Here is a 23,841-nt window from a genome sequence, read left to right on the forward strand (position 1 = left end):
GTCCTTGGTGTCAGAGGGTGTGCAGGCGCGCGACGAGGTGCAGCCGGTCCGCGTCGGTGGTGGCCCCGGGCAACTCGCCCTCCTGCCAGGGAGGTTCGGTGCGTGGTCCGGGTCCGTCGTGCAGTTCGAGCACCTCGAAGCCGTGGGCGGTGAGGAAGCGGCGCAGCTCGTGCGGGAACAACAGCCGCCAGGCGGACCGCTGTTCGACGGGCCGTGATCCGTCGTCGGCGGTCCATACGCGGGTGCGGCGCAGGAGTTGGGCGGTGCGGTCGACGGTCAGGGTGGTGCGGGACCGGTAGGCGGTGCCCTGCCAGGTGAAGGAGTCGACCTTCGGGCTGTCCAGGAGGTCCGTACGGCCCAGGAAGTACGCCCCGTTGCGCATCTCCGCGACCAGCAGCCCGCCCGGGGCGAGGGCCTCCCGGCAGGAGGCGAGGAAGCCGTCGAGCTGGTCGTTGGTGTGGCAGTACAGCAGGGAGCTGTCCAGACAGACGACGGCGTCGAACCCGCCCAGGTCGAAGCCGTGCAGGTCGGCCTGGACGTACTCGGGGCCGGGATGCCGGGCACGGGCGTACGCCAGCATCGCCTCGGAGATGTCGGCGCCGGTGACCACGCGGCCGGCGGCATGCAGGTGCGCGGCGTCGCGGCCGGTGCCGCAGCCCATGTCGAGGAGGCGCGGCCCGGCGTCGTACCGGCGCAGACAGTCCTCCGCCCAGCGCCCGGCGAGCCGGTCGGCGTCGGGGAAGCGGGCCTCGTAGAGGGCTGGGTTGTCGGTGAGGAGGTTGGCGTCGGTCATGCGCGTGCCCTCTCGCGCACGGGCTCCGCCTGAGCCGGCAGCGCCCCACGGCGATGCAGCCACGCGACCGCGCCCGCCGATGCCAGTCCCACGGCGGCGCAGCACATCCAGGGCAGGTTCTCCCCGGCGTCCATGGCCCAGCCGACGACCGCGTTGCCGACGGCGGCGGCGATGCCGGAGACGACGTAGAAGATCCCGAAGTACGTGCCGGTCAGCTCGGAGCGGCCGAAGCCGGGGATGAGCTCCATCACGAACGGGGAGGCCATCATGATGCCGAGGTAGAGCAGGAGGGCGCTGAGCAGTACCAGTGGTGCGCCGAGCAGGGGTGGCAGGAAGGCCAGCCCCATCACGGCGAGCCCCGTGGCGATCCAACGCGGTCTGGAGCCTCGGGACTTGAGCGAGCGGGTTATGCGCAGCTGGAGCGCGAGGTTGGCCACCGTACCGATCAGGAACACCAGTCCGGCCGCCCCGTCCCACCCGGTGGCCTCCCGGGCCCCTGCGGGCAGCAGCAGGTAGAGCTGGTTCTCCAGGGTGAACATGCCGACCATGGCGAGCGCGAAGGCGAGGAAGGCCCGGTTGCCGAGCACCTCGCGCCAGTCCCCCAGGACGCCGCTGCCGGTCGGCTCGACCTTGCGCGCGGGCAGGACGAGGGCCTGGGCGACGGTGAGGACCGCGAAGATGCCGGCGGCGGTCAGCGCGGACGTACGGAAGTCGACGAGGAGCAGGGCGCTGCCGAGCAGCGGCCCGATGAGCGCGCCGGTCGTGGCGAACACGTTGAACAGCGCGAACGCCTCCGCCTTGCGCTCCCCCGCCTCCTGCGCGAGATAGGCCCGCACGGCCGGGTTGAACAGCGCCCCCGCGAGCCCGCTGAGCACGGACGCCGCGAGCAGCACCGGCAGGCCGTCGCCCAGCGCGAACAGTCCGAAGCCGACGGTCCGCAGCGCGCATCCGGCGATGATCACGCCCCGCGCCCCGAGCCGGTCCGACGCCGAGCCGCCGATGATGAACAGGCCCTGCTGGCTGAGGTTGCGCACGCCGAGCACGATGCCGACGACGGCCGCCGACATGCCCAGGTTCTCGCCGAGGTGGGTGGCGAGGTACGGGATGAGGAGGTAGAAGCCGGTGTTGACGCCGAGCTGGTTGACGAGGAGGAGTTGGACGGCGAGCGGGAAGGCCCGCATCTCACGCCACGTCTTCATGGGCGGTCTCCACCTCCTCGACTCCCAGTCCGGGAAGGGAACTTGTGCGTACGACGCCGTCGTCGCCGCCTATCCCCCGCCACGGGTCGCGGGCCAGCAGCAGGTGTCCGTCGAGGTCGGTCCAGCGGGCGCGGCCGGCCAGGTGGACGGCGGGTGCGATGCCGAGGGTGCTGGCGGTGAGGCAGCCGAGCATCAGCTCGGTCCCGCTGCCCTCGATCGACTCGGCGATCCGCAGGGCCGCCCGGACGCCCCCGCACTTGGCGAGCTTGACGTTGACGCCGTGGACGCGTCCGGCCAGCCGGCGGACGTCGTCCAGTGACACGGCGTCCTCGTCGGCGATGACCGGCAGCGGCGACTTCTCGGCGAGGGCGCCCAGCGCGTCCGGGTCGCCGGGCGCGAGGGGCTGCTCGACGGCCTCGACGCCGAGGTCGGCGTACCGGGGCAGCAGCGCGGAGGCCTGTGCGGTGGTCCAGGCGCCGTTGGGGTCGAGGAGCAGCCGGACCCGGGGCGCGGCGTCGCGGATGACCCGTACGCGTTCGATGTCGTCCTCGGGGTCGGGGGTGCCCGCCTTGACCTTGACGATCTCGAAGCCGCTCGCGGCCAGCCGGCGGGCCTCGGCGGCCGCGCGGGTGGGCGAGGTGATGCCGATGGTGCGCGCGGTGGCGGCCACGGGAGCTGCCTGCGCGCCGAGCAGGCGGTGGACGGGGACGCCGGCGCGCTTGCCGACCAGGTCGAGGAGCGCGGATTCCACGGCGGCGGTGACGGCGGGCGGAACGCCTGGAGCGGTGCCGGAGGACAGGGCCTCCAGCGCGCTCTCGGGATCGGCGAACCGTTCCAGGTCGACCGACGAGATCAGCCGCACGAGCGTGTCGGCGTCCAGGCCGTAGTACACGCTGCTGACGGCCTCGCCGTGTCCGGTCACCCCGTCGTGCTCGACGCCCAGCCACACGGCGTCGCGGGCGGTCATCGTGGAGCGGGAGATGCGCAGCGGCTCGGCGAGTTCGAGGCGTACGGTGCGCAGACGGGCCTTCATTCGGTCCTTCCGGAGGAGAGTGGATCGGTGACCCGCGTGCACCGCGCCCAGCCGGTCGCCTCGACGGCGTACGGACGCGGTATCTCCACGGGCCGGGTGGCGGCACCCGCGAGGTCGAGGCCGTGGGCGGTGAGGAAGTCGTCGTCGTAGACGGTGCCGAGGTAGCGGTGCGGCCCGTCGGGGAAGACGGTGGCGACGACCGCGCCCGGGTGCACGCGGGCCGCCCAGGCGGCGACCCGCGCCACGGCGCCCGTGCTCCAGCCGCCGCTGACGAAGCTGCCCCGGGCGAGCCTGCGGCAGCTGTCCACGGCCTCGGCGGGGCCGATCCAGTGGACCTCGTCGAAGGCGTCGTAGGCGACGTTGCGCGGGTGGATGCTGCTGCCGAGGCCGCGCATGAGGCGGGGGCGGGCGGGCTGGCCGAAGATCGTGGAGCCGGTGGCGTCGACACCGATGAGCCGGAGGGCGGGCCAGTGCCGGCGCAGCGGGCCGATGATCCCGGCGCTGTGGCCGCCCGTGCCGACGCTGCACACCAGGACGTCCAAGTGGTCCAGCTGCACGACGAGTTCGGCGGCCAGGGAGGCGTAGCCGGTCGTGTTGTCGGGGTTGTTGTACTGGTCGGGCCAGTAGGCGCCGGGCAGTTCGGCGAGCAGTGCGCGCAGCCGGTCGAGCCGTGCGGCCTGCCAGCCGCCCTGCGGTGCCGGGCGGTCGACGAGCTCCAGGCGGACGCCGTGCGCGCGCAGCAACTGCCGCATGGACGGCTCCAGTTCGCTGTCGCCGACCAGTACGACGGGGTGGCCGAGCGCCTGCCCGGCGAAGGCCAGCCCGACGCCGAGCGTGCCGGAGGTGGACTCCACGACCGGGGCACCGGGCAGCAGTTCGCCGCGCTCGCGGGCGCCGAGCAGCATCGACACGGCGGCCCGCGCCTTCATGCCGCCCGCCGCGAGTCCTTCGAGTTTGGCCCAGAAGCCGGGGTGGGGGCCCGGCAGGTCGGCGGTGACACGGACGACGGGCGTGCGGCCGAGCAGGGTGAGCAACTCCGGGCGGGCGGTGGACCGTACGGCGGTGGCGGTCATCGCACACCACCCCCGGCACAGCGGTAGCGGTGGACGATCCCGGGTCCGCCGTCGAGCCAGAAGAAGGGGTACGGCTCCGCGCACACCGCGCTCACACCGTGCCCCAGGAAGCGGGGCAGCACCGCGCTGCCGGTCTGCGCGAACATCACCAGCTGCTTGCCGTGCCGCAGCGCGTGCTCCCGCAGGGGCTCGAAGGTGCCGTTGCCCAGGGTCATCCCGGACACCAGCAGCGCGTCACAGCCCTCGGCCGCGGCGAGGGCGTCCGCCACGACCGGCTCTCCCCACTCCGTCGCCCCGCCCTTGAGGTCGCACGGGACATAGCCGAGTCCACGCGAACGCAGGGCGCCCAGCAGGGAGTTGACGACTCCGACGACGAGCACCGTGGCCCCGGCCGACAGATCCAGCAGCTCGACCACGGCTCTCGCCCTGGCCTCGGACTTCTCCAACGAGGACCCGGCGGGCAGCGCGACGGGCAGCGCCCCGTGGTCCGGTGTGTGCGGGGTGACGTGCATCAGGTAGGCATCGAGGGCGGCCACCCGCACCGCGGCCAGCGGGTGGTCCAGCAGCCCTGCCACGTCGGCGCCGACGCAGTCGTCGAGTGCGCTGTCCGGCAGCTCCCCGGGCTCGACGGCGCACGACCCGACGGCCGCGGCGAGCCGCAGGCTGAGCACCTCGTTGCGGTAGCCGGTGCCGCGCCCGTCGTGCCGTACGGCCTGCCGGGTGGTGAAGGCGACGGCGACGCGCTGGGTGCGGGGGTCGGGGCCGAGGGCGCCCGCGCGGACCTGGTCGACGAGATCGCCGTACGTCCGGCTGGGCGCCGTGGGCCGGATGCCGACCGGGGTCATCGGATCACCATCCCGGCGCGCAGGTCGGCCAGCAGGCCCTCGACGCGGTCGCGGGCGCCGGGCCCGTCGGGATCGCCTGCCATGACGTGGCCCAGGTACTCGTTGTTGCTGCCCGCCGCCTTCACGGCCTTGCCGGGTTCGGCGAGCTGCACTTCCAACACGCCTGTTTCGTCGGCGAGCTGAGCGGCGTCGAGCGCTTCGAGCGTGCCCGCGCGGTCCGGGACGAGGAAGCCGACGGCGGCGCTGCGCAGGCCGGTGTCCGTGCGCCTGAGGTCGGGGCGGCGGCCGAGGGCCACGTCCACGAAGGCGGCGGCGAGGTCGATTCCGGTGACGTGGCGGACGAGCTCGGTGATGCGGTTGCCGGCGGGCCGGGGGTTGACCTCGACGACCCGGGGTCCGGCGGAGGTCAGCTTGATCTCGGTGTGCGCCACGACCCCGTCGGTCAGCCCGAGGGCCTTGAGCGCGCCGAGGGCGGTCTGCTCGGCGGCGTCGAGGTCGGCGAGCGGCAGCGCGGCCGGGAACATGTGGCCGGTCTCGATGAAGGCGGGCGCTCCGCCGATGCTCTTGTCGGTGACGCCGACCATGTGCACGGCGCCCGCGTACGACACGGTCTCGACGCTCACCTCGGGGCCGTCGAGGAGCTCTTCGAGGAGGACCGCGGAGGTACGGCGCTGGCCGCGGGCGTTGACCGGGAAGTCGGCCAGGGCTCGTACCAGGTCTGCCAGTTGTGCCTCGTCGTCGACGCGCCGCACATACATGCCCGCGCACAGGTCGACCGGCTTGGCGACGAGCGGGTAGCCGATCTCCCTGGCGGCCCGCGCGAGGTCGGCCCACTCCTCGTGCACGGCGAAGCGCGGTCCGGGCAGGCCGGCGTCGGCGAGGACGCGGCGGGTGGCGTCCTTGCGGCAGGCGTTCTCCACGGCCTCGGGGCCGGGGCCGGGCAGGCCGAGGTGCCCGGCGATGCGGGCTACCGCCGGCAGGTAGTAGTCGCACGAGGTGATCACCCCGTCGAAGGCGAGCACCGAGTGCAGCCGTGCCACCTCGGGCAGCAGGGAGTCGAGGTCGTTGGTGTCGGTCGTGATCACGTTGCGGGCGCCGAGCAGCGGGTGCGCCGCCCCCTCGGGCGCCGAGCGCAGGTAGTGATGCAGGTCACGGGTGAGGAAGGTGAACTCGTGTCCGCCCTCCCGGATCGCCCGTGGCAGCAGCCTGCTCATCGACCCGACCCAGCTCTCTACCACCAGCAGATGAGCCACAACTCCCCTTTTCGTGCCGTGAGTTCAGACGTCAAGGCAGCCCGGGGCGCCCCTCGGTCGGAGAGGTGCCGGACTTGACGCGCACACGTTAGCGATAATCATTTTCATTTGCTAGCCCGTTCTTACTCAATCTGGGAGTGCCCTTGTCCATCCCGCCCCGGCCCGCCGCCCTGCTGTGCGCCCTCACAGCCGCCGCGGCCCTGCTTCCCGCGGCCGTCCCCGCCTCCGCCTCCGCCCGCGCCACGGGCACCCTCACCTTCGGCGCCTGCCCGGATTCCGTACCGGCCCCACCCGCACCGGACCGCGTGGAGTGCGGGCGCCTCACCGTCCCGCTGGACTGGAAGCGACCGTCCGGCCCGCGCATCGAGGTCGCCGTCTCCCGCGTCCCCGCCTCCGGCGCCCCGGCCGAACGGCGCGGCATCCTGCTGGTGAACCCCGGCGGCCCGGGCGGCTCCGGGCTCCCCTACGCGGTGACCAAGCGCGCCAAACTCCCTGCGAGCGTGCGGCGCGCGTACGACGTCATCGGCTTCGACCCCCGCGGCGTCGGCCACAGCACGCCGGTCGACTGCGGCGCGATGGGCGGCCTGTTCACCGCTGCGGGCACGGACCCGGTACCGGTGGGCCCGCGCGCCGAGCGGGCGTACCTCGACTCACAGCGCCGTCTGGCCGACGACTGCGCGACGGGCGCGGGCACGGAGGTGCTGCCGTACCTCTCCACCGAGCAGACGGCGTACGACATGGACGCCGTCCGCTCCGCGCTGGGCGAGCGGCGGACGAGCTTCCTGGGTGTCTCGTACGGCACCTACCTGGGCGCTGCCTACGCCGCTCACTTCCCGCACCGGGTGGGTCGTATGGTGCTGGACAGCGTGGTCGGCCCTTGGGACTGGTACCACTTCGACGTGCTCCAGGCCCGGGCCCTGCTCCGTGCCCGCGACACGTTCTTCGCCTGGACCGCCGCGCACCGGGAGCGCTTCGGCCTGGGCAACCAGGCGGAAGCGGTACGGCGTTCGTATCTGCACGTACGTCAAAGCCTCGCCGCCCGCCCGGTGAGCGGCTTCGGCCCCGCGGAGTTCGACCGGGCCGTCTACCGCGCCCTCGGCCGCACCGAACGCTGGACGGGCCTGGCCGACGGGCTGCGCAAATACCTGACGGACGGCAGCGTGGCCGGTCTCCGTCCCGCCTCCGCCTTCGACAGCCCCGAATCCCGCAACTACGAGGCGGCCAACCGGATCGTGAAGTGCGCGGACGGCCCGGGCCCGACGCCGCGCGAGATCGTGGCGGACATCCGCCGCATACGGCGGCTGGACCCGCGGCCGGTCCTGACCGGCCTTGAGGCCTCGGCCTGCGCGTACTGGCACCACCGCCCGGCCGGCCGGACATCGCTGGGCAGCCCGGCCGGCCCGCCCGTCCTGCTGGTCGCGTCCGCGCACGACCCGGTGACACCCGTCGAGGGCGCCCGGCGACTGCGGGAGGTGCTGCCCGGTTCCCGGCTGGTGGTCCTCGACGACGACTACTCCCACGGCGTGTTCGCCAGCCGGGGGAACGGGTGCGTGGACGGCACGGTCGCCGCGTATCTCGTCGACGGCGTGGTGCCGGAGGCGGACACTCGGTGCGAGGGGCCGGGACTGCCGACGCCGGGGAAGCCGTAGCGCCCCCGACTCCCCCGGCGGCAGCGTCACGGCAACGGCTGTTCCGTCCAGATGATCTTGCCGTTGGGGGTGTACCGCGTCCCCCAGCGCTCGGTGAGCTGGGCGACGAGGAACAGGCCCCGGCCGCCCTCGTCCGTGCTGCGTGCGCGGCGCAGGCGGGGTGAGGTGCCGCTGCCGTCGGAGACCTCGCAGATCAGGGCGCGGTCGCGGAGCAGTCGAAGCTGGACGGGGCCGGTGGCGTGGCGGATGGCGTTGGTGACGAGTTCGCTGGCGATGAGTTCGGTGGTGAAGGCCAGGTCGTCCAGGCCCCAGGCAGCGAGTCGTTCGGTGACCGCGGCGCGGGAGCGGGAGACGACCGCCGGGTCGCTGGGCAGGTCCCACTGGGCCACGCGGTCGGCGCCCAGGGTGCGGGTGCGGGCGACGAGCAGGGCGACGTCGTCACCGGGGCGGGCCGGGAGGAGGGCGTCGAGGACGGCCTCGCAGGTCTCCTCGGGAGGGCGGTCGGCATGGGCCAGGACCGTCCGCAGCCGGTCGAGGCCGGCGTCGATGTCTCGGTGGCGGTCCTCGACCAGCCCGTCGGTGTACAGCACGAGCTGGCTGCCCTCGGCCAGTTCCAGCTCGACCGTCTCGAAGGGCAGGCCGCCCAGGCCGAGGGGCGGGCCCGAGGGCAGCTCGAGGAACTCGACGGTGCCGTCGGGCGCGACGAGCGCGGGCAAGGGGTGCCCGGCGCGGGTGAGGGTGCAGCGCCGGGACACCGGATCGTAGACGGCGAAGAGACAGGTGGCCCCGACGATGCCGGCGTCGGGCGTGCCCTCCGCCGCCCAACCCTCGCCCCGGTCGAGCCGACCGACCAGGTCGTCGAGGTGGGTGAGGAGGTCGTCGGGCGACAGGTCGAGGGAGCAGAAGTTGTGCACGGCGGTGCGCAGCCGGCCCATCGTGGCCGCGGCGTGCAGACCGTGCCCGACGACGTCGCCCACGACCAGCGCGACGCGGGCGCCGGACAGCGGGATGACGTCGAACCAGTCGCCGCCGACGCCGGCCTGCGCGGGCAGATAGCGGTAGGCGACCTCGACGGCGCTCTGTTGGGGGCGGCCCCGCGGCAACAGGCTGCGCTGGAGGGCGAGTGCCGTGTTGTGTTCGCGGGTGTAGCGGCGGGCGTTGTCGATGCAGATCGCGGCGCGGCCGGCCAGTTCCTGGGCGAGGGAGAGGTCGTCGTCCTCGAAGGAGGCGGGGCGCAGGGAGCGGTAGAAGCTGACCACGCCGAGGGTCGTGCCCCGCGCCCGCAGCGGCACGGTGATCAGGGAGTGGATCCCGGCCGCGAGCACCCTTTCCAGCCGTTCCGGGTCCTGCGCGAGCCAGCCGGACGCCTCGGACAGGACGGGTTCCAGCACGGACTGCCTGGTCTCCAGGGAGCGGGCCTGCGGCGTGGACGGCACGTACTCGACGAGGTCGCCGACGTCGTACAGATGGTGGGGGTCCTTGCGTACGGCGCGGATGGCGACCCGGCGCAGCGCGGTCCGGCCGCCGAGCGCCTCCGGTTCCTCACCGCGCAGCACCGAGTCGGGCAGGTCGACGGCGACGAAGTCGGCGAACCGGGGGACGGTCACCTCGGCGAGTTCCTCGGCGGTGCGGGTGACGTCCAGGGTGGTGCCGATCCGCACGCTCGCGTCGTGCAGCAACTCCAGGCGCCGCCGCGCCAGCAGGGCCAGCCGGCCGACCCCGGGCTCACCGACGAGCAGCAGCCTGCCTTGGGCACCCTGCCCGTCGGGGCGGGGCGGGGCGTCCACGCTGCCGCCGACGTCGGGCCCGGACCCGGGGTACGGCTGGGGTGCGGAGGGCGACGGCACGACGGAGCGCCGGGCGGCGGGCGGGGCGGTGGTGGGCGGCGCGGGCGGTGCCGGCGTGCTCGACGGGAGAGTGCCGCGCACAGGCGGCGGGGCAAGAGCCGGTACGGCGGAGGCGAGCGGGGCGGTCCGCGTGGCCGACGGCGACGACGTGAGATGGCGCAGCTGCGGGCCGCCGAGGACGCGGGCCTCGACCGCCACGCCGACCTCCCCGTCCTCGCCCGTGACCTGGCGGCGCAGCAGGGTGGCGGTGCGGCCGCTGGGCAATGCGACCTCGTCGAGGGTGCGGTGCGGCGAGGCGAGGAGTTCCTCGGCCTTCTCCCGCAGCACGACCAGATCGAGCCGGGGCAGGGCACCGACGCCCCCGTCCGGGCCGTGCGGCAGGTCCGCGGGCTGTTTCGGCCAGTCCTCCGGATGGCCGCCGGCCCGCCGGTAAGCGGCGAGCAGCGCGCGCTCCCGGCGAGTGGCCTGGTCCAGCAGCCGGGCCTCGATGCTCCGGGCGGCTTCCCGGACCATCCGCATCATGGCCGGATCGCCCTGGTCGCGCAGACAGGTGAGGTCGAGGACGGCCTCGATACGGCCGCTGAGCGGATCACGGACGGGTGCGCCCGCGCAGGCGAAGGGTTGCAGACAGTCGGCGAAGTGCTCGCGGCCGGCGACGTAGACGGGTCCGCGCTCGGCCAGCGCGGTGCCGACGCCGTTGGTGCCCACGACCGGTTCCGAGGCGTCGAAGCCGGGAGCGAACTGCACCTCGTCGAGGCGCTCGCGCAGCCGTGGGTCACCGCCGAGCCGCCGCACCATGCGGCCCTGTGCGTCGCAGAGCGCGATGGCCATGCCCACGTCGGCGAGGGACGCGATCAGGTTCTCCAGGACCGGGTCGGCGGCGCGCAGGAACCGGTCGTCGAGCGTCACGTCGGCGCTGTAGGGGACCAGCAGCCGATGCGGCTCGAGCCCGGCGGAGCGGCAGCGCTTCCAGGAGTCGAGCACCGAGTCCCTGACGTCCGACTCGATGAGGGAGCCGGCCAGGAAACGTTCATGGGCATCGACGAGGCCGCCGATGTCGTCCCAGGCGACGGACAACCGGATCACTTCCTCACCCGGAGCCGCCCCGGCCACGCACCGCCACCCGGCCGACGGCCCGGCGCGGGCCTCCAGGCCATATCACCCTAGACCTGCGTGATGCACATCACAATAGGATGCTTCCGGCACCCCGCGTGGGCGCCAACGCGTCCGCGGGAGACAGCCGAGCGATACTTGGCCCATGCGGTTCCCGCGGGACGCTGCCCGTGTCGCCGCCGGGCTGGTACTGGCGGTCGCCGTCGGCTGCACCGGAGGTGGCGGCGGCGACGGGACGGCGCGTACGGATCCGCCGGCGTCGACACGGGCGGCCGGCCCGACCCCTGGCACGACGAGCGCGACGCCGGCCCCGACGCCCACCCCCACACCCTCCGACCCCGTCTCCCTCCCGGCCCTGATCCAGCGCGAGCACCACGGTTCCGGCCTCCGCCTCGGCGCCGTCCGCCTGCGCACCGACGCCTACACGCAGTACGCCGTCACGTACCGGTCCAACGGGCTGACCATCTCCGGGATCATGAACGTCCCGCGGGGCGAGGGCCCCTTCCCGGCGCTGGTCCTGGCGCACGGCTATATCGACCCGGACGTGTACACGACCGGCCGCGGCATGCCCAGGGAGCAGGACCTGCTCGCCCGCGACGGTTATGTCGTCCTGCACACCGACTACCGCAACCACGCCGGGTCCGACGACGACCCGGACAACGACGTCAATCTGCGGCTCGGTTACACGGAGGACGTCATCAACGCCGTGCAGGCCCTGCGGTCCGCCGCCCGGCCGAACGTCGACGACGAGCGGATCGGGCTGGTGGGGCGGTCGATGGGTGGTGGGGTCGTGTACAACGCGCTGGTCGTGGCGCCCGGCCTCGTCGACGCGGCGGTCGTGTTCGCGCCGGTCAGCTCGCGCCCTGAGGAGAACATCGACCGGTTCCAGCGGCCCGAAGGGGACCCGCTCGTCGACGACATCGAGGAGGCGCACGGCACACCGGAGGAGAACCCCGAGTTCTGGCGGCAGGTCTCGCCGGTCACCTATGCCGACCGGGTCACCGAGCCCCTGCTGATCCACCACGGCACCGCCGACGACACCTGCCCCCTGGCCTGGTCGAAGGCGACCGCCGCCGCGTTCGAGGCGGCGGGGAAGGACGTGGAGCTGCGGACGTGGGAGGGCGAGGGGCACAGCTTCGGGCCGCGGTGGGGGGAGTCGATGGACGTGACGACGGCGTTCCTCGAGCGTCACCTGGGCTGAGTTCGCGCCTGTGACGCACCACGCACGGGCAGCCGGAAGTTTTTTCCCTCGGCGGTGATTGTTTCGCGCGCCCTGTCCGTACCTCCTGAAGTACTGAGCCGTTCGTCTCTGGAGGCACGATGCCCGTCTCGCGCCGCATGGTAGGAACCTTCTTCGTGGGAGGCGCCCTCGTCCTGACCCTCTCCGCCCTCGCCTACCCCGCCATGCTGGGCGTGGAGAACACCTCCGCCAACCAGGACCGTGTCGTCGCCAACACCCAGTACGGTCCGCTGACCGAGGCCGACCGGGACTTCGTGGTGAAGGTCCGCGCGGCCGGACTCTGGGAGCATCCGCTGGGCATGATGGCGATGCAGCGCGGCACGACCCCGGAGATGAAGGAGGCCGGCGAGCACCTGGTCGTGGGGCACGCCCGGCTCGACCTCGCCTGCCGCAAGGCCGCGGCCGAGCTGAACATCACGCTGCCCAACCAGGCCAGCCCGCAGCAACAGCAGTTCGTGGCGACCGTGGACTCAAAGACGGGCAAGGAGTTCGACGCCACCGGGGTGGCGATCATGCGCGTGACGCACGGGCAGATCTTCCCGGTCATCGCGAAGGTCCGGGCCAACACGCAGAACACCTTGGTCCGTCAGCTGGCCGACCTGGCGAACGACACCGTGCTCGACCACATCACGGTGCTGGAGAAGACCGGACTGGTGAACTTCGACGCGAACAACTTCCAGCAGACCACCCCGCCGAAGCTGCCGAAGGAACAGCTCACCCCGCCCGCGCCGCAGCCGGGCGCGCCGGTCCTCACGCTCGCCATCCCCAAGGGCCTGGAAGACCTCAACACCGCGTCCCCGTCAGCGCTGCCGAGCGCGGACGTCAAGTGACGGCGGACGTCGACTGACCGAGGCGGTGGGCCGCCGTTTCAACCCGTCTTCCACCCCCACGGCGTGTCCAGCCGCTCCCACTCCGCGGCCCACTGCTCCAGCCTCCGTCGCTCCATCCCCAGCCGTACCACCCAGGCGGACCCCAGCACGAGACCGGCTGTGGCCGCGCCGGCCAGGATGCCTCCGGCGACCGAGTGCAGCGCCATCTCACCCTCGGAGAGCGGCTCGTTGGCGATGACGCCGTTGCGGTCCGTCCACACCTCGACCTTGCTGCCCGCGTGTGTGCTGGGCGGCACGCGTGCCTCGTCCGTGTGCGTCGTGCCGTCCGGGTCCGTCCAGCGGACGGTGGACCACACGAGATGGTCGGTGGTGACCCGCGAGGCCCCCGGGTCCTCCGCATTCTTCACGAGAACGGCCGTCACCTTGTCACTGCGGGCCCGCTGCTCCTGCGCGGAGGCGATCACCGCGTCGGCCGCCGCCCGGCCCGCGAACACGGCACCGACCAGCGCCAACAGCCAGGCGCACAGCACCACCCAGGCCTCGATGACGTCACTGCGCCGCCTCAGCGGGCTGCGCCGCCACCGCCACAACCGCACCCTCGGACACCCGGACGCAGCCATGCCGACACCCCCTTGAGCACCGACAGCACACCTCCAGTGTGCGCCCACCTGCCGTCGGGCGCGCGTGCTTCCGGCCATGGAATTCCCGCACCATTGAATGAAGTATTCAGCATCTCTAGCATCTCCCGATGGATACATTCATCCGGTCCCCGGGAGGACCCGTGCGTCCTGTGCTTCCTGTGCTGCCCGTGCTTCCAGTTGTCCGTCTCAGACGCCCCCGCCGCCCGCTGATATCGGCCGCCGCCGCCCTGCTACTGACCCTCGGCCTCACCGCCCCGGCCACGGCCGCCACCGCACCCGAGCCCCACGGCCGGATTCCGCAGGTGTGGCCGACGCCGAAGAGCGTGCACGCGGGCCCGGGACGGCTCACCGTGCCGGACAGGGTCGTCGAGGTCGTCGGCCCGCGCACCGATCCCGCCGCCCGACGCCTGGTCGAATCCGTCCTGCGCGAGGCCGGCGCCGAGCACATCGTCACCGTGCCGGCGAGCGAGCGGTCGCCCGCCTCCGGCCTCACGGTGTACGTCGGCGGCCCCGCGGAGAACGCCGCCACCGCGGCGGCCCTGCGGGAACTGCGCGCCAAGTCCCCGACCGGACTGCCCTCCGGCGGCTACGCCCTCGCCGCCGGACACTCCCACGGCCGCGCCCTCCTCGCCCTCTCCGGCAGCGACACCACCGGCACCTTCTACGCCGCCCAGACCCTGCGCCAACTCGTCACCGGCGACCGGATGCCCAGCGTGACCGTCCGCGACTGGCCCACCGCCGGCCTGCGCGGCGTCATCGAGGGCTTCTACGGCACCCCCTGGTCGCACGCCGAACGCCTCGCCCAGCTGGACTTCTACGGCCGTACGAAACAGAACGTCTACGTCTACTCCCCCAAGGACGACGACTACCTGCGCGCCCGCTGGCGCGACCCGTACCCGCCCGCCGAACTGGCGCGGCTGAGGGAACTGGTCGATCGCGCCCGCGCCAACCACGTCCGCTTCACCTACGCCCTCTCCCCCGGCCTCTCGGTCTGCTATTCCTCCGACGCCGACATCAAGGCGCTCACCGCCAAGTTCGACTCGCTGTACGACATCGGCGTGCGCTCCTTCGCGATCCCGCTGGACGACATCAGCTACACGAAGTGGAACTGCGCCGCCGACGAGGCGGAGTTCGGGACGGGCGGCGGTGCGGCGGGCGCCGCGCAGGCGCATCTGCTCAACACGGTGTGGCGGGAGTTCACCGCCGGGCACCCGGACCTGAAGCCCCTGGAAATGGTCCCCACCGAGTACTCCGACCTCGCCGACTCCCCCTACAAGAAGGCGCTGCGGGAGAAGCTCGACCCGTCCGTGGTCGTCGAGTGGACCGGCGTCGGCGTGATCGCGCCGACCATCACCGCCGAACAGGTGAAGCGGGCACGTGAGGTGTACGGCCACCCGATCCTGGTCTGGGACAACTATCCGGTCAACGACTACGTCACCAGCCGTCTCCTGCTCGGCCCCTACACCGGCCGCGAGCCCGGCGTGGCGAGCGCGTCGACGGGGGTGACCGCCAACCCGATGGTGCAGGCAGAGGCGAGCCGGATCGCCCTGTTCACCTCTGCGGCCCATCTGTGGAACCCGGACGCGTACGACCCCCGGGCCGCCTTCCTCGCCTCCGTACGGGATCTCGCCGGGCCCGGCGCCGCCCGCTGGCTGCGGATCTTCGCCGAGAACAACTACTCCTCCCAGCTCGACCCCACCGAGGCCCCGACGCTCACCCCGCTGATCGCCGCCTTCCGCAAGGCCTACGAGCAGGACAGCGGCCTCGGCCGGGCCGCCGCCGAGCTCAGGGGCTACTTCGCCGACATGGCCGCCACCCCGGCCCGGTTGCGGGCCCTGTTCGACAACCCCGGGTTCCTGGACGAGACCTCGGCCTGGCTGGACAAGCTCGGCCGCTACGGCCGCGCGGGCGAGACCGCCGTGGACCTGCTGCTGGCGCACAAGGACGGCGACGCGGAAGCCGTCACCCGGTACTGGACCGAGCTCCGGGCCGAGCGCAAGGCGCTGGACGCCGTGCCGGAGCAGGTCTCGCCCGGGGTGATGGACCAGTTCCTCTACACGACGATGCTGAAGACCGCCCCCGACCCCGGCGTCGACGCCTCCTTCTCCCCCGACTCGCTGTCACTGCGGCCGGGGGCCTCCGCCACTGTCACCCTGGACCTGTCCGACGCGCGGGACGAGACCGTCGGCTGGCAGCTCGACGTGCCCGAGGGCATCACCGCCACGCCCGCCGAAGGCACGGTCACCGGACCGGCATCGGTCAGCGTCACCCTCACCGCCGACGCCGCAGCCACCGCAGGCGTCCACTCGGTCCTCGTGTCGGGCTCGGGACTCCTGGACCGCGCGCTTCCCGTCCAGGTCACCGACGGCAGCGGTACTCCGCGAGCACTGACGGCCAACTTCAGTGGCGCCTCGGTGAGTTCCATCGACCTGTCCACCGGGACGACCGAGAACATCGCGGTCGGCGCCAACCCGGGCGAAGTCGTCGTGAGCGCCGACGGCCGTACCGCGTACGTCGCCGGCCAGGGTTCGAACACGGTCAGCGTGCTCGACGTGGCGCGCGGCACGGTCACCGCCACGGTGGCCGTCGGCCGGGTCCCCGCCGGTCTCGCGCTCACCCCGGACGGCGGGACGCTGTGGGTGGCCAACTACACGGACGGCACGGTGCAGCCCGTGGACACCGGCACGCTCGAGGGGGGTGCGCCGGTCCGGGTCGGCGACGGGCCGGAGAACCTGGCGGTCACGCCGGACGGCAGGACGCTGTACGTGGCCAACATCCACGACGACACGGTCAGCCCCGTCGACCTCGCCACCGGCACCGCGGGCAGCCCGATCGCGGTCGGGCCGAGGCCCTTCAACGTGGTCGCCGCGCCCGACGGGAAGACGGTGTACGTGTCCAACTCCGGTGCCTCGACGGTGACTCCGATCGACACGGCGACCAACGAGACCGAACCGACGCTGCTGGTCACCGGCCAGGCCTACGGCCTCGGGCTGTCCCCGGACGGCCGGACGCTGTGGGTCAGCCCCAGCACCGGGGACCGGGTCACCCCCGTCGACACGGTGACCGGCGCGCCCGGCGCCGCGGTCACGGTCGGCAGGTCCGCCTTCGACGTCGGCCTGGACTGGGACGGCGGTACGGCCTACGTCGCCACGGCGGACGCAAACGCCCTGGTGCCGGTCGACACCGCGGCGGGCACGGCCGGGTCCCCGCTGACGACCGGCGCGTATCCGCTGGCCGTCGCGCTGACGCCGGTACCCGTGGAGTGATCAGCTCGCGGTGCGCCGGATCCGTCCGGCGTACCGCTTCTCCAGTTCCAGGTTGCCCTCGAAGCCGCCGGGCACATTGGCGGAGACGTACACCGGCGGTCGCTCCCCGGCGGCGAGGAGGATTCCCGAGGCTTCGGCGACGGCCATCTGCACCAGCATCACGCCGGTGAGCGTGGACAGGGCGCACACCGCGCCGCCTCCGGGCAGCTCCAGCAGCGCGTCGCCGGGCGGGGCCGCGTTGTCGAGGACGACGTCCGCGAGGTCGGCGAGCTTCTTGCCGCCGGCGTGTCCCGCGGGGACGGCCCGGGTGTGGGCGAGGGAGGTGAGGGCGAGGATCCGGTGGCCCTGCTCCCTGGCGTGCAGGGCCATCTCGACGATGACGTTGTTGACGCCGGAGTTGGAGATGATGACGAAGAGGTCCTGGGGGTGCGGGGCGGCCAGGTCGTAGAGGCGGGCGGCGACGCCGGGCTCGCGCTCCAGGAGCGGGTCGTCGAGGACGCTCGGCGCGGCACCGCCGTACAGGACGAGGTCGGCGATGCTGAGCCGGTTGGTGGGGACCAGCCCGCCCGCCCGGCCGGCGACTTCGAGGACCATCGCCTGGGAGTGACCGGTGCCGAAGGCCTGGATCACCCCGTCCGCCCGTACGCACTCGGCGATGAGTTCGGCGGCGCGGGCCACGTCCTCGCGGGCGGACTCGGTCAGGCGGTCGAGGACGGCCATGCCCTCGCGCGCGAAGCGCCGGGCGCTCACAGACTCGTCGGACACAGGTCACTCCCCACTGACGGGCCCACTGAGGGCCTGACGGCTTGAGCCTGATGGATTGAACCACCCTGTACTCCTACATCGATGAATCAATAAATCACACACCGAGCGGTACGGGCAACGAGCCCGCTCGGGGCGTTGGGTTCGGTCCTGGTATTCAACCTGGGGGGCAAACGGTGGCTGGTACCTTCTCCCCATGCCCCCGACGGACGTCACCACACTGATCCGCACCGAACTGCCCCGGCTGGCCGGATCCCTGCGCAAGGTAGGCGAGCTGATCCTGGAGGATCCGGCCGCCGTCACCCACTGTTCGGCCGCCGAGCTGGGCCGCCGCACCGGCACCTCCCAGGCGACGGTGACCCGGTTCTGCCGAGCCATCGGGCTCGACTCCTACCAGCATCTGCTGATCGAGCTGGCCCAGGAACGCGGCCGGGGCGAGGTCTCCGACTGGGGCAGCGCCGAGATCGGCCCCGACATCTCGCCGGACGACAGCCTGGAGCGTGTCGTGCAGGTCGTCGGCAGCGCGGATCTGCGGGCGATCCAGCAGACCATCGAGCGCATCGACCTCGACGCCCTCGAACGCGCCGCCCAGGCCCTGGCCCGGGCCCGCCGTATCGACGTGTACGGCGTCGGCGGCAGCGGCGCCGTGGCCCAGGAGACGGAGACCCGGCTGTTCCGCATCGGCTGCCAGGTCCGCGGCTGGACCGAGGTGCACGGCGCGGCCACCTCCGCCGCCCTGCTCACCCCCGCCGACGTGGCCATCGGCATCTCCCACTCGGGCGCCACCCGGGAGACCCTCGAACCCTTCGAGATGGCCAAGGAGCGCGGCGCGACCACCATCGCCATCACCACCGATCCGCGTTCCCCGCTGGCCAAGGCCGCCGACATCCGGCTCATCTCGGCCACCTCGGAGACCAGCTTCCGCACCGGCAGCATCGGCGGCCGGCACTCCGTCCTGATGATCGTGGACTGTCTCTACGTCCGGGTCGGCCAGGTCTCCTACCAGCGCGCCAGCGCCTCGCTCGCCCTGACGGACCACATCACCCCGCGGCACGCGGTGAAGAACCGCCGGACTCGCTGAAACCCGGCTCGCGATGTATGGATCAACCACCTGATTACCTTGAGGGCGGTTGTTTGAATCATCCAGTTGCGCCAGGATGGGGCTCCCCACGAGCACTCGTAGGAGCCCCATGCGCGTCATCTCTGTCGAGTCGACCGAGCTCTTCGTCGGTTCCGAGGACCATCCGCTGCAGGTGGTGGCCGTGGAGATCGGCGAGGCCCCCGGCCGGACGGTCCGCCTCACCGTCGAGGGCCCGGGTGTCCACGGCACCGTCGAGGCGACCGCGGGGGACGACGGCACGGTACGCGCCGAGATACCGGTGACGACCGACCTGGCTCCCGGCGACCGCACGCACATGAGGGTCACGGCAAAGGACGCCGGCGACCCGGCCCGCACGGCGGAGCGGTCCGCCGCGTTCACGGCGGCCGAGCCCGGCTGGACCATGTTCATGGTCAGCCACTTCCACTACGACCCGGTCTGGTGGAACACCCAGGCCGCCTACACCGAGACCTGGGACGTCGCCGACGACCCCGCCGGCACCGGACTGCCCGCCCGCACCTTCGACTCGCGCGGCCAGTCCGGGATGAGCCTGGTCCGCGCGCACTGCGATCTGGCGCGGCGCGATGCGGCGTACACCTTCGTGCTCGCGGAGGTCGACTACCTCAAGCCCTACTGGGACGCCTTCCCGGAGGAGCGCGCCTTCCTGCGCCAGCTGATCCGCACCGGCCGCGTCGAGATCATGGGCGGCACCTACAACGAGCCGAACACCAACCTCACCGGCGCCGAGGCGACCGTGCGCAACGCCCTGTACGGCGACGGCTTCCAGCGCGGGATCATCGGAGCATCACCGGAGACGGCCTGGCAGCTGGACGCGTTCGGGCACGACCCGCAGTTCCCCGGCCTGATGGCGGACGCGGGGGTCAGCTCCAGTTCCTGGGCGCGCGGGCCCTTCCACCAGTGGGGGCCGACCCTCTCCGTGTTCGGCGAGGAGCCGCGCGATCCGAACCGGATGCAGTTCCCGGCGGAGTTCAGCTGGATCGCCCCGTCCGGGCGCGGGCTGCTGACGGCGTACATGGTCAACCACTACGGCGCCGGCTGGGCGATCGACAACGCGCCGACCCTGCCGGAGGCGGAGGCGGCGGCGTTCAAGCTGTTCAAGGGGCTCAAGCAGGTCGCGCTCACCCGTAACGTCCTGCTGCCCGTCGGCGGTGACTACGCGCCGCCGTGCCGCTGGGTGATGGGCATCCACCGGGACTGGAACGACCGTTACGTCTGGCCGCGCTTCGTCAGCGGAATCCCGCGGGACTTCTTCGCCGCCGTGCGCGCGGAGCTGGACGCCGAGGGCCGCAAGGCCTCCCCGCAGACGCGGGACATGAACCCCGTCTACACCGGCAAGGACGTCTCCTACATCGACACCAAGCAGGCCCAGCGCCACGGTGAGACGCTCCTCGCCGACGCGGAGGCCTGGGCGACGCTCGCCTCGCTGGTGACCGGGCACCCGTATCCGGACGCGGCGCTCGACAAGGCCTGGCGGCAGCTGATCTACGGCGCCCACCACGACGCCATCACCGGCTCGGAGTCCGACCAGGTCTACATCGACCTGCTCACCGGCTGGCGAGAGCTGTACGACCTGGCCGAGACCGTGCACGCGGACGCGACGGATGCCCTGGCGGGCAGAGTGGCCCAACTACCGGGCGGAACACCGGACCTGGTGGTCTTCAACGCGGCGAGCTGGGAGCGCCGGGACGTCCTCGCGGTGGCGGACCCTGGTCTCGTCCCACTGGACGACACCGGTCTGCCCCTGCCCGCCGTACGGGAGGACGGCGAACTCCGCGTCGTCGTCCCGGAGGTGCCCGGCATGGGCCTCAAGGCGCTCCCGCTCGCCGATGGGACGGTCCCCGAGTGGACGCGCGGCGACGGCACGACGATCCGCAACGAGTTCTACGAGGTGACGGTCGACCCCGCGCGCGGCGGCACCGTCAGCGGCCTGCGGGCCCTGACGGAGGCCGGCCGGGAACTCCTGCGCCCCGGCGACATCGGCAACGAGCTGGTCGTACAGGAGGAGTACCCGAGGCACCCGCGCTTCGGCGAGGGCCCCTGGCACCTCACACCGACCGGCACGACCGCCGCCCGCAGCCGGGACGTCACGGCGGACGTCGACGTCGAGCACTCCCCCGCCGGTTCCCGGATCACCGTCCGCGCCGACCTGGGCCTCTTCCGCTACACCCAGCGCCTGACGCTCTGGAAGGGCGTCGACCGCCTCGACCTCACGACGACCGTCGACGGCTACGACGGCGCCGACCGCCTCATCCGGGTCCGCTGGCCCTGCGACGTGCGCGGCGGGCTGCCGGTGCACGAGGTGGCCGACGCGGTGATCGGGCGCGGGTTCGGGTTCGTGGAGGTGGACAGCGAGGAGTTCCCGTGGACGCTCGACAACCCGGCCAACACCTGGTTCGGGCTCGGCTCCACCGCCCGGGTCGCGGTCGAGGACGGCTCCGGCCGACCGCTCGGCGAACGGTCCATCGGGGTCGCCGAGTTGGTGTACGCCTCCTGGGACGACGCCGGTGAGCTGGGCACGGCGCTCGCGGCCGCCCTCGTGCGCGTGGGCGTGACGGCGACCTCGACGATCGCCGGCGGCCCGCGCTACGGCGATCTGGAGGTCGACTCCAACCTGCCGGACATCCGGATCGCGATGGGCGCCCCCGAGCGCAACCAGCTGGTCGCGGAGGCCCTCGGCTGGGACCCCGCGGCCGGCCGGGAAGTGCGCCGCCAGCTCACCGAACGCGGAGTAGCCGCCGTATGGGTCGCTCCGCGCGCCTCGCTGCGGGAGGAGTGGGTGCCCGGCGCCGACCTGCGCGACCTGGAGCGGCTGCCGCTGCTCGTGGTGGCGGGCGCCCGGCCCGAGGACGACGCCAAGGCCGTGGACGCGCTGATCGCCGACCTGGACGACGCGGTCCTGAGCGCCACGGCGGCGGGCGGCGGGGAGGCGCTGCCACCGGGGGACGCCTGGGACGGCCGTAGCTTCGCGGTCCTGAACCGTGGCACGCCCGGCTGTGTGGTGACCTCCTCCGGCGACCTCTACATGTCCCTGATGCGTTCCTGCACGGGCTGGCCGTCCGGCATCTGGGTGGACCCGCCCCGCCGCACGGCGCCCGACGGCTCCGCCTTCCAACTCCAGCGCTGGTCCCACACCTTCGAGTACGCCGTGGTCGCGGGCGCGGGCGACTGGCGCGAGCTGCGGCTGCCGCAGGCGGGGCACGCCTTCAACCACCCCCTGACGGCGCGGCTGAGGCGGACGGCGGAGCCGTCGGGCGCCGTACTGCCGAGGAAGACCGCACTGCTGGGCCTGGAGCCGGCCGGGGAGGTGCTGCTCGACGCGCTCAAGCCGGCCGGGTCGCCGCTCGCCCGGGGAAGCGTGGCACCGGCGGACCCCGGACGCGGGGTCGTCATCCGGATGCACGAGGTGAACGGGCGGCCCGTGCGGGCGCGGGTACGCGGGCCGCTGGAGTGGGCGGACGGTGCGCGGGCGGACGTACTGGAGAAGCGTGGTGAGCCACTGACGCCCGGCGATCACGGGGTACTCGACGTCGACCTGACCGGCTTCGAAGTGGCGACCGTCCTCGCCACGACGGACGCGTCGACCACACCCGGCCAGGGCATCGCCGCACACGAGCCCGCCCAGCCCGTCCCGACCCGCTACTGGCTCCACAACTCCGGCCCGGCCCCGCGCGGCAACATGCCGGTCGCGGTGTACGTCTCCCCGACCACGCTCACCGTCGCTGACGGCCCGGTCACGGCGACGGTCCGGGTCTCCTCGGAGCTGACCGACGCACCGGTCTCGGGCACGGTGAGCCTGCATGTCCCACCCGGCTGGTCCGTCGAGCCGCCCGAGCTGCCGTACGCACTCGCCCCCGGCGGATTCACCCTCACCGAGGCCACGGTGACACCACCGCCCGACCCCGAGCCGGGCCGCCACTGGCTCGCCGCCCGGCTGACGTACGGCGGGCAGACGTACGAGGACACGGTGGCGCTGGACGTGCCGGACGGACACCGGGGTCCAACGCTCGTGACGAAGCTGGGAGTTGAGCGCGTCAGCGTACGCCGAGGCGAACGGGTCCGCGTCCCCGTGACCCTGCGCAACACCACCCGGGGCCCGATCAGCGGCACTTTGTGGGCGGTCTCCTCCTGGGGAACCTGGGCGGGCGTGACCCCTGGCTGCCAGGGCTTCACCGTGCCGGGCGGCGAGCGACTGGACCACGCCGTCGAGGTGGACGGCAGTGCGGTGCCGCCGGGTTCGTACTGGCTGATGGCGAAGGCCGGCTGGCACGGATGCGTCGCCTACACGGAGGCGGTCGTGCTGGAGGTGACGGAGTGACGGACCACGCCGCCCTCGTCCACGGCCGCCCAGTCCCCAGGTCCCGCGTGGACACCTTCCTCAAGTCCGTCCCACCCCGAGACCCCGAAACCCACCCCGACTCCCTCGCCCGAGCCGAACGCCAACGCCGCCGCTGGGCAACACAGGTGGTGGTGATCGACGAGCTGGCCCGACAGACATGCGCCGAGCAGGGGCTGGAGCCAAGACGTAGCGCCCCTCACAAATGCGCCGACGGCACTGCAACCCCCTCAAGGGGCGCGGGGCTGTATCGATATGCGGCTCCGCCGCGGGGCGCGACCAGCCCCAACGGCGCCGCACCCGAAAACGGACCCCCCTCCGCCCCACCCGCGGAGCGCACCGTGGCCGACCTCGGCAGCATCATCGCCGTCGCCCTGGCCCACTCCTCCGCCGCCCGCACCCTGCTCACCCACCTGGAATCCGAGCAGCACATCCCCGAAGCGGCAGTACGGGACTACTACGACCGCAACCGGGACCGCTTCCTGACCCCGAGCGCGCTCAGGCGCGGCGTCGACCCCTACGGCCCGGCGGCCGTACCGGCGGACTTCCTGCCATACGAACGCGCCCGCGAGGACATCGAGCGCGAGCTACGCCACGCGGCGGCCCGCTGGGCGTTCTTCGCCTGGCTGGACCACGCCCGCACCGGCGTGGAGTACGCCCCGGGCCACGAGCACCCCGGCGACCCGTCCCACCCGGACCACGAGCACCGGCACTGAACGGAACGTAAAAGCAACCCGGCAACCCATTGACCTCCGATGAATTCTGGTCCACCTTTTCATCAATCAGAGTCCAAGTTGGTGATTTGAACCAGCTAACACCAGCGAACCAGTCGGCTCGGCCGGCC

At 72.9% G+C, this 23,841-nt stretch carries 16 protein-coding genes; 7 read left to right on the forward strand and 9 right to left on the reverse strand.

What is annotated here, in order from left to right; translation table 11 throughout:
* Positions 1-10: 10 nt before the first annotated feature.
* Genes ACZ4UU_RS33695 through ACZ4UU_RS33720 form a run of 6 tightly spaced genes read right to left on the reverse strand, consistent with a single transcriptional unit; the run spans position 11 to position 6,196 of the window.
* A complete protein-coding gene (locus ACZ4UU_RS33695; protein WP_471907175.1) occupies positions 11-793 on the reverse strand; it encodes a class I SAM-dependent methyltransferase in 783 nt (260 codons plus the stop codon).
* Positions 790-1,992 carry an MFS transporter gene (locus ACZ4UU_RS33700; protein ID WP_471907176.1) on the reverse strand — a complete coding sequence of 401 codons (1,203 nt, stop codon included), beginning with the start codon at positions 1,990-1,992 and terminating at the stop codon, positions 790-792. Before ACZ4UU_RS33700 ends, ACZ4UU_RS33695 begins: the two co-directional genes overlap by 4 nt.
* On the reverse strand, positions 1,976-3,025 hold the full coding sequence (locus tag ACZ4UU_RS33705; protein ID WP_471907177.1) for a dipeptide epimerase: 1,050 nt from the start codon (positions 3,023-3,025) through the stop codon (positions 1,976-1,978). Before ACZ4UU_RS33705 ends, ACZ4UU_RS33700 begins: the two co-directional genes overlap by 17 nt.
* Positions 3,022-4,098 (reverse strand): PLP-dependent cysteine synthase family protein, encoded by a 1,077-nt coding sequence (locus tag ACZ4UU_RS33710; protein WP_471907178.1) that lies wholly within the window; start codon positions 4,096-4,098, stop codon positions 3,022-3,024. The genes ACZ4UU_RS33705 and ACZ4UU_RS33710 overlap by 4 nt, the downstream gene beginning before the upstream one ends.
* Positions 4,095-4,943, reverse strand: a complete 849-nt coding sequence (locus ACZ4UU_RS33715) for a Rossmann-like domain-containing protein (protein ID WP_471907179.1) — start codon at positions 4,941-4,943, stop codon at positions 4,095-4,097. Before ACZ4UU_RS33715 ends, ACZ4UU_RS33710 begins: the two co-directional genes overlap by 4 nt.
* A complete protein-coding gene (locus ACZ4UU_RS33720; protein WP_471907180.1) occupies positions 4,940-6,196 on the reverse strand; it encodes an ATP-grasp domain-containing protein in 1,257 nt (418 codons plus the stop codon). The genes ACZ4UU_RS33715 and ACZ4UU_RS33720 overlap by 4 nt, the downstream gene beginning before the upstream one ends.
* Before the next feature lie 143 nt (positions 6,197-6,339).
* On the opposite strand from ACZ4UU_RS33720, the gene ACZ4UU_RS33725 reads away from it, so the two are divergent.
* Positions 6,340-7,845: an alpha/beta fold hydrolase gene (locus ACZ4UU_RS33725; protein WP_471907181.1), complete on the forward strand. Its 1,506-nt coding sequence runs from the start codon at positions 6,340-6,342 to the stop codon at positions 7,843-7,845.
* Positions 7,846-7,871: 26 nt separating this feature from the next.
* Here ACZ4UU_RS33725 and ACZ4UU_RS33730 read toward each other — a convergent pair whose 3' ends face one another.
* Positions 7,872-10,778: a SpoIIE family protein phosphatase gene (locus ACZ4UU_RS33730; RefSeq protein ID WP_471907182.1), complete on the reverse strand. Its 2,907-nt coding sequence runs from the start codon at positions 10,776-10,778 to the stop codon at positions 7,872-7,874.
* 172 nt (positions 10,779-10,950) lie between these two features.
* Between ACZ4UU_RS33730 and ACZ4UU_RS33735 the strand changes: the two genes are divergently transcribed.
* Together ACZ4UU_RS33735 and ACZ4UU_RS33740 are read left to right on the forward strand one after the other, a co-directional pair.
* Positions 10,951-12,006 (forward strand): alpha/beta hydrolase family protein, encoded by a 1,056-nt coding sequence (locus ACZ4UU_RS33735; RefSeq protein ID WP_471907183.1) that lies wholly within the window; start codon positions 10,951-10,953, stop codon positions 12,004-12,006.
* 119 nt (positions 12,007-12,125) lie between these two features.
* On the forward strand, positions 12,126-12,875 hold the full coding sequence (locus tag ACZ4UU_RS33740) for a DUF4142 domain-containing protein (protein WP_471907184.1): 750 nt from the start codon (positions 12,126-12,128) through the stop codon (positions 12,873-12,875).
* Positions 12,876-12,913: 38 nt separating this feature from the next.
* Here ACZ4UU_RS33740 and ACZ4UU_RS33745 read toward each other — a convergent pair whose 3' ends face one another.
* Positions 12,914-13,495 (reverse strand): Rv1733c family protein, encoded by a 582-nt coding sequence (locus ACZ4UU_RS33745; protein ID WP_471907185.1) that lies wholly within the window; start codon positions 13,493-13,495, stop codon positions 12,914-12,916.
* 128 nt (positions 13,496-13,623) lie between these two features.
* Here ACZ4UU_RS33745 and ACZ4UU_RS33750 point away from each other — a divergent pair, with 128 nt between their 5' ends.
* Complete coding sequence (locus ACZ4UU_RS33750; protein WP_471907186.1) at positions 13,624-16,782, forward strand: beta-N-acetylglucosaminidase domain-containing protein; 3,159 nt, start codon at positions 13,624-13,626, stop codon at positions 16,780-16,782.
* Here the strand turns inward: ACZ4UU_RS33750 and ACZ4UU_RS33755 are convergent, their stop codons facing one another.
* Positions 16,783-17,547 (reverse strand): sugar isomerase domain-containing protein, encoded by a 765-nt coding sequence (locus ACZ4UU_RS33755; RefSeq protein ID WP_471907187.1) that lies wholly within the window; start codon positions 17,545-17,547, stop codon positions 16,783-16,785.
* Positions 17,548-17,740: 193 nt separating this feature from the next.
* Between ACZ4UU_RS33755 and ACZ4UU_RS33760 the strand changes: the two genes are divergently transcribed.
* The 3 genes from ACZ4UU_RS33760 (at position 17,741) to ACZ4UU_RS33770 (ending at position 23,713) form a co-directional block, all read left to right on the forward strand.
* The gene (locus tag ACZ4UU_RS33760) at positions 17,741-18,625 is read left to right on the forward strand and encodes a MurR/RpiR family transcriptional regulator (protein WP_062719650.1); all 885 of its coding nucleotides are present in this window, start codon (positions 17,741-17,743) and stop codon (positions 18,623-18,625) included.
* 109 nt (positions 18,626-18,734) lie between these two features.
* Complete coding sequence (locus ACZ4UU_RS33765; protein WP_471907188.1) at positions 18,735-22,979, forward strand: glycoside hydrolase family 38 N-terminal domain-containing protein; 4,245 nt, start codon at positions 18,735-18,737, stop codon at positions 22,977-22,979.
* A complete protein-coding gene (locus tag ACZ4UU_RS33770) occupies positions 22,976-23,713 on the forward strand; it encodes a peptidyl-prolyl cis-trans isomerase (protein ID WP_471907189.1) in 738 nt (245 codons plus the stop codon). Before ACZ4UU_RS33765 ends, ACZ4UU_RS33770 begins: the two co-directional genes overlap by 4 nt.
* Positions 23,714-23,841 lie beyond the last annotated feature (128 nt).

It is taken from the genome of Streptomyces sp. NPDC028907, from assembly GCF_055564995.1.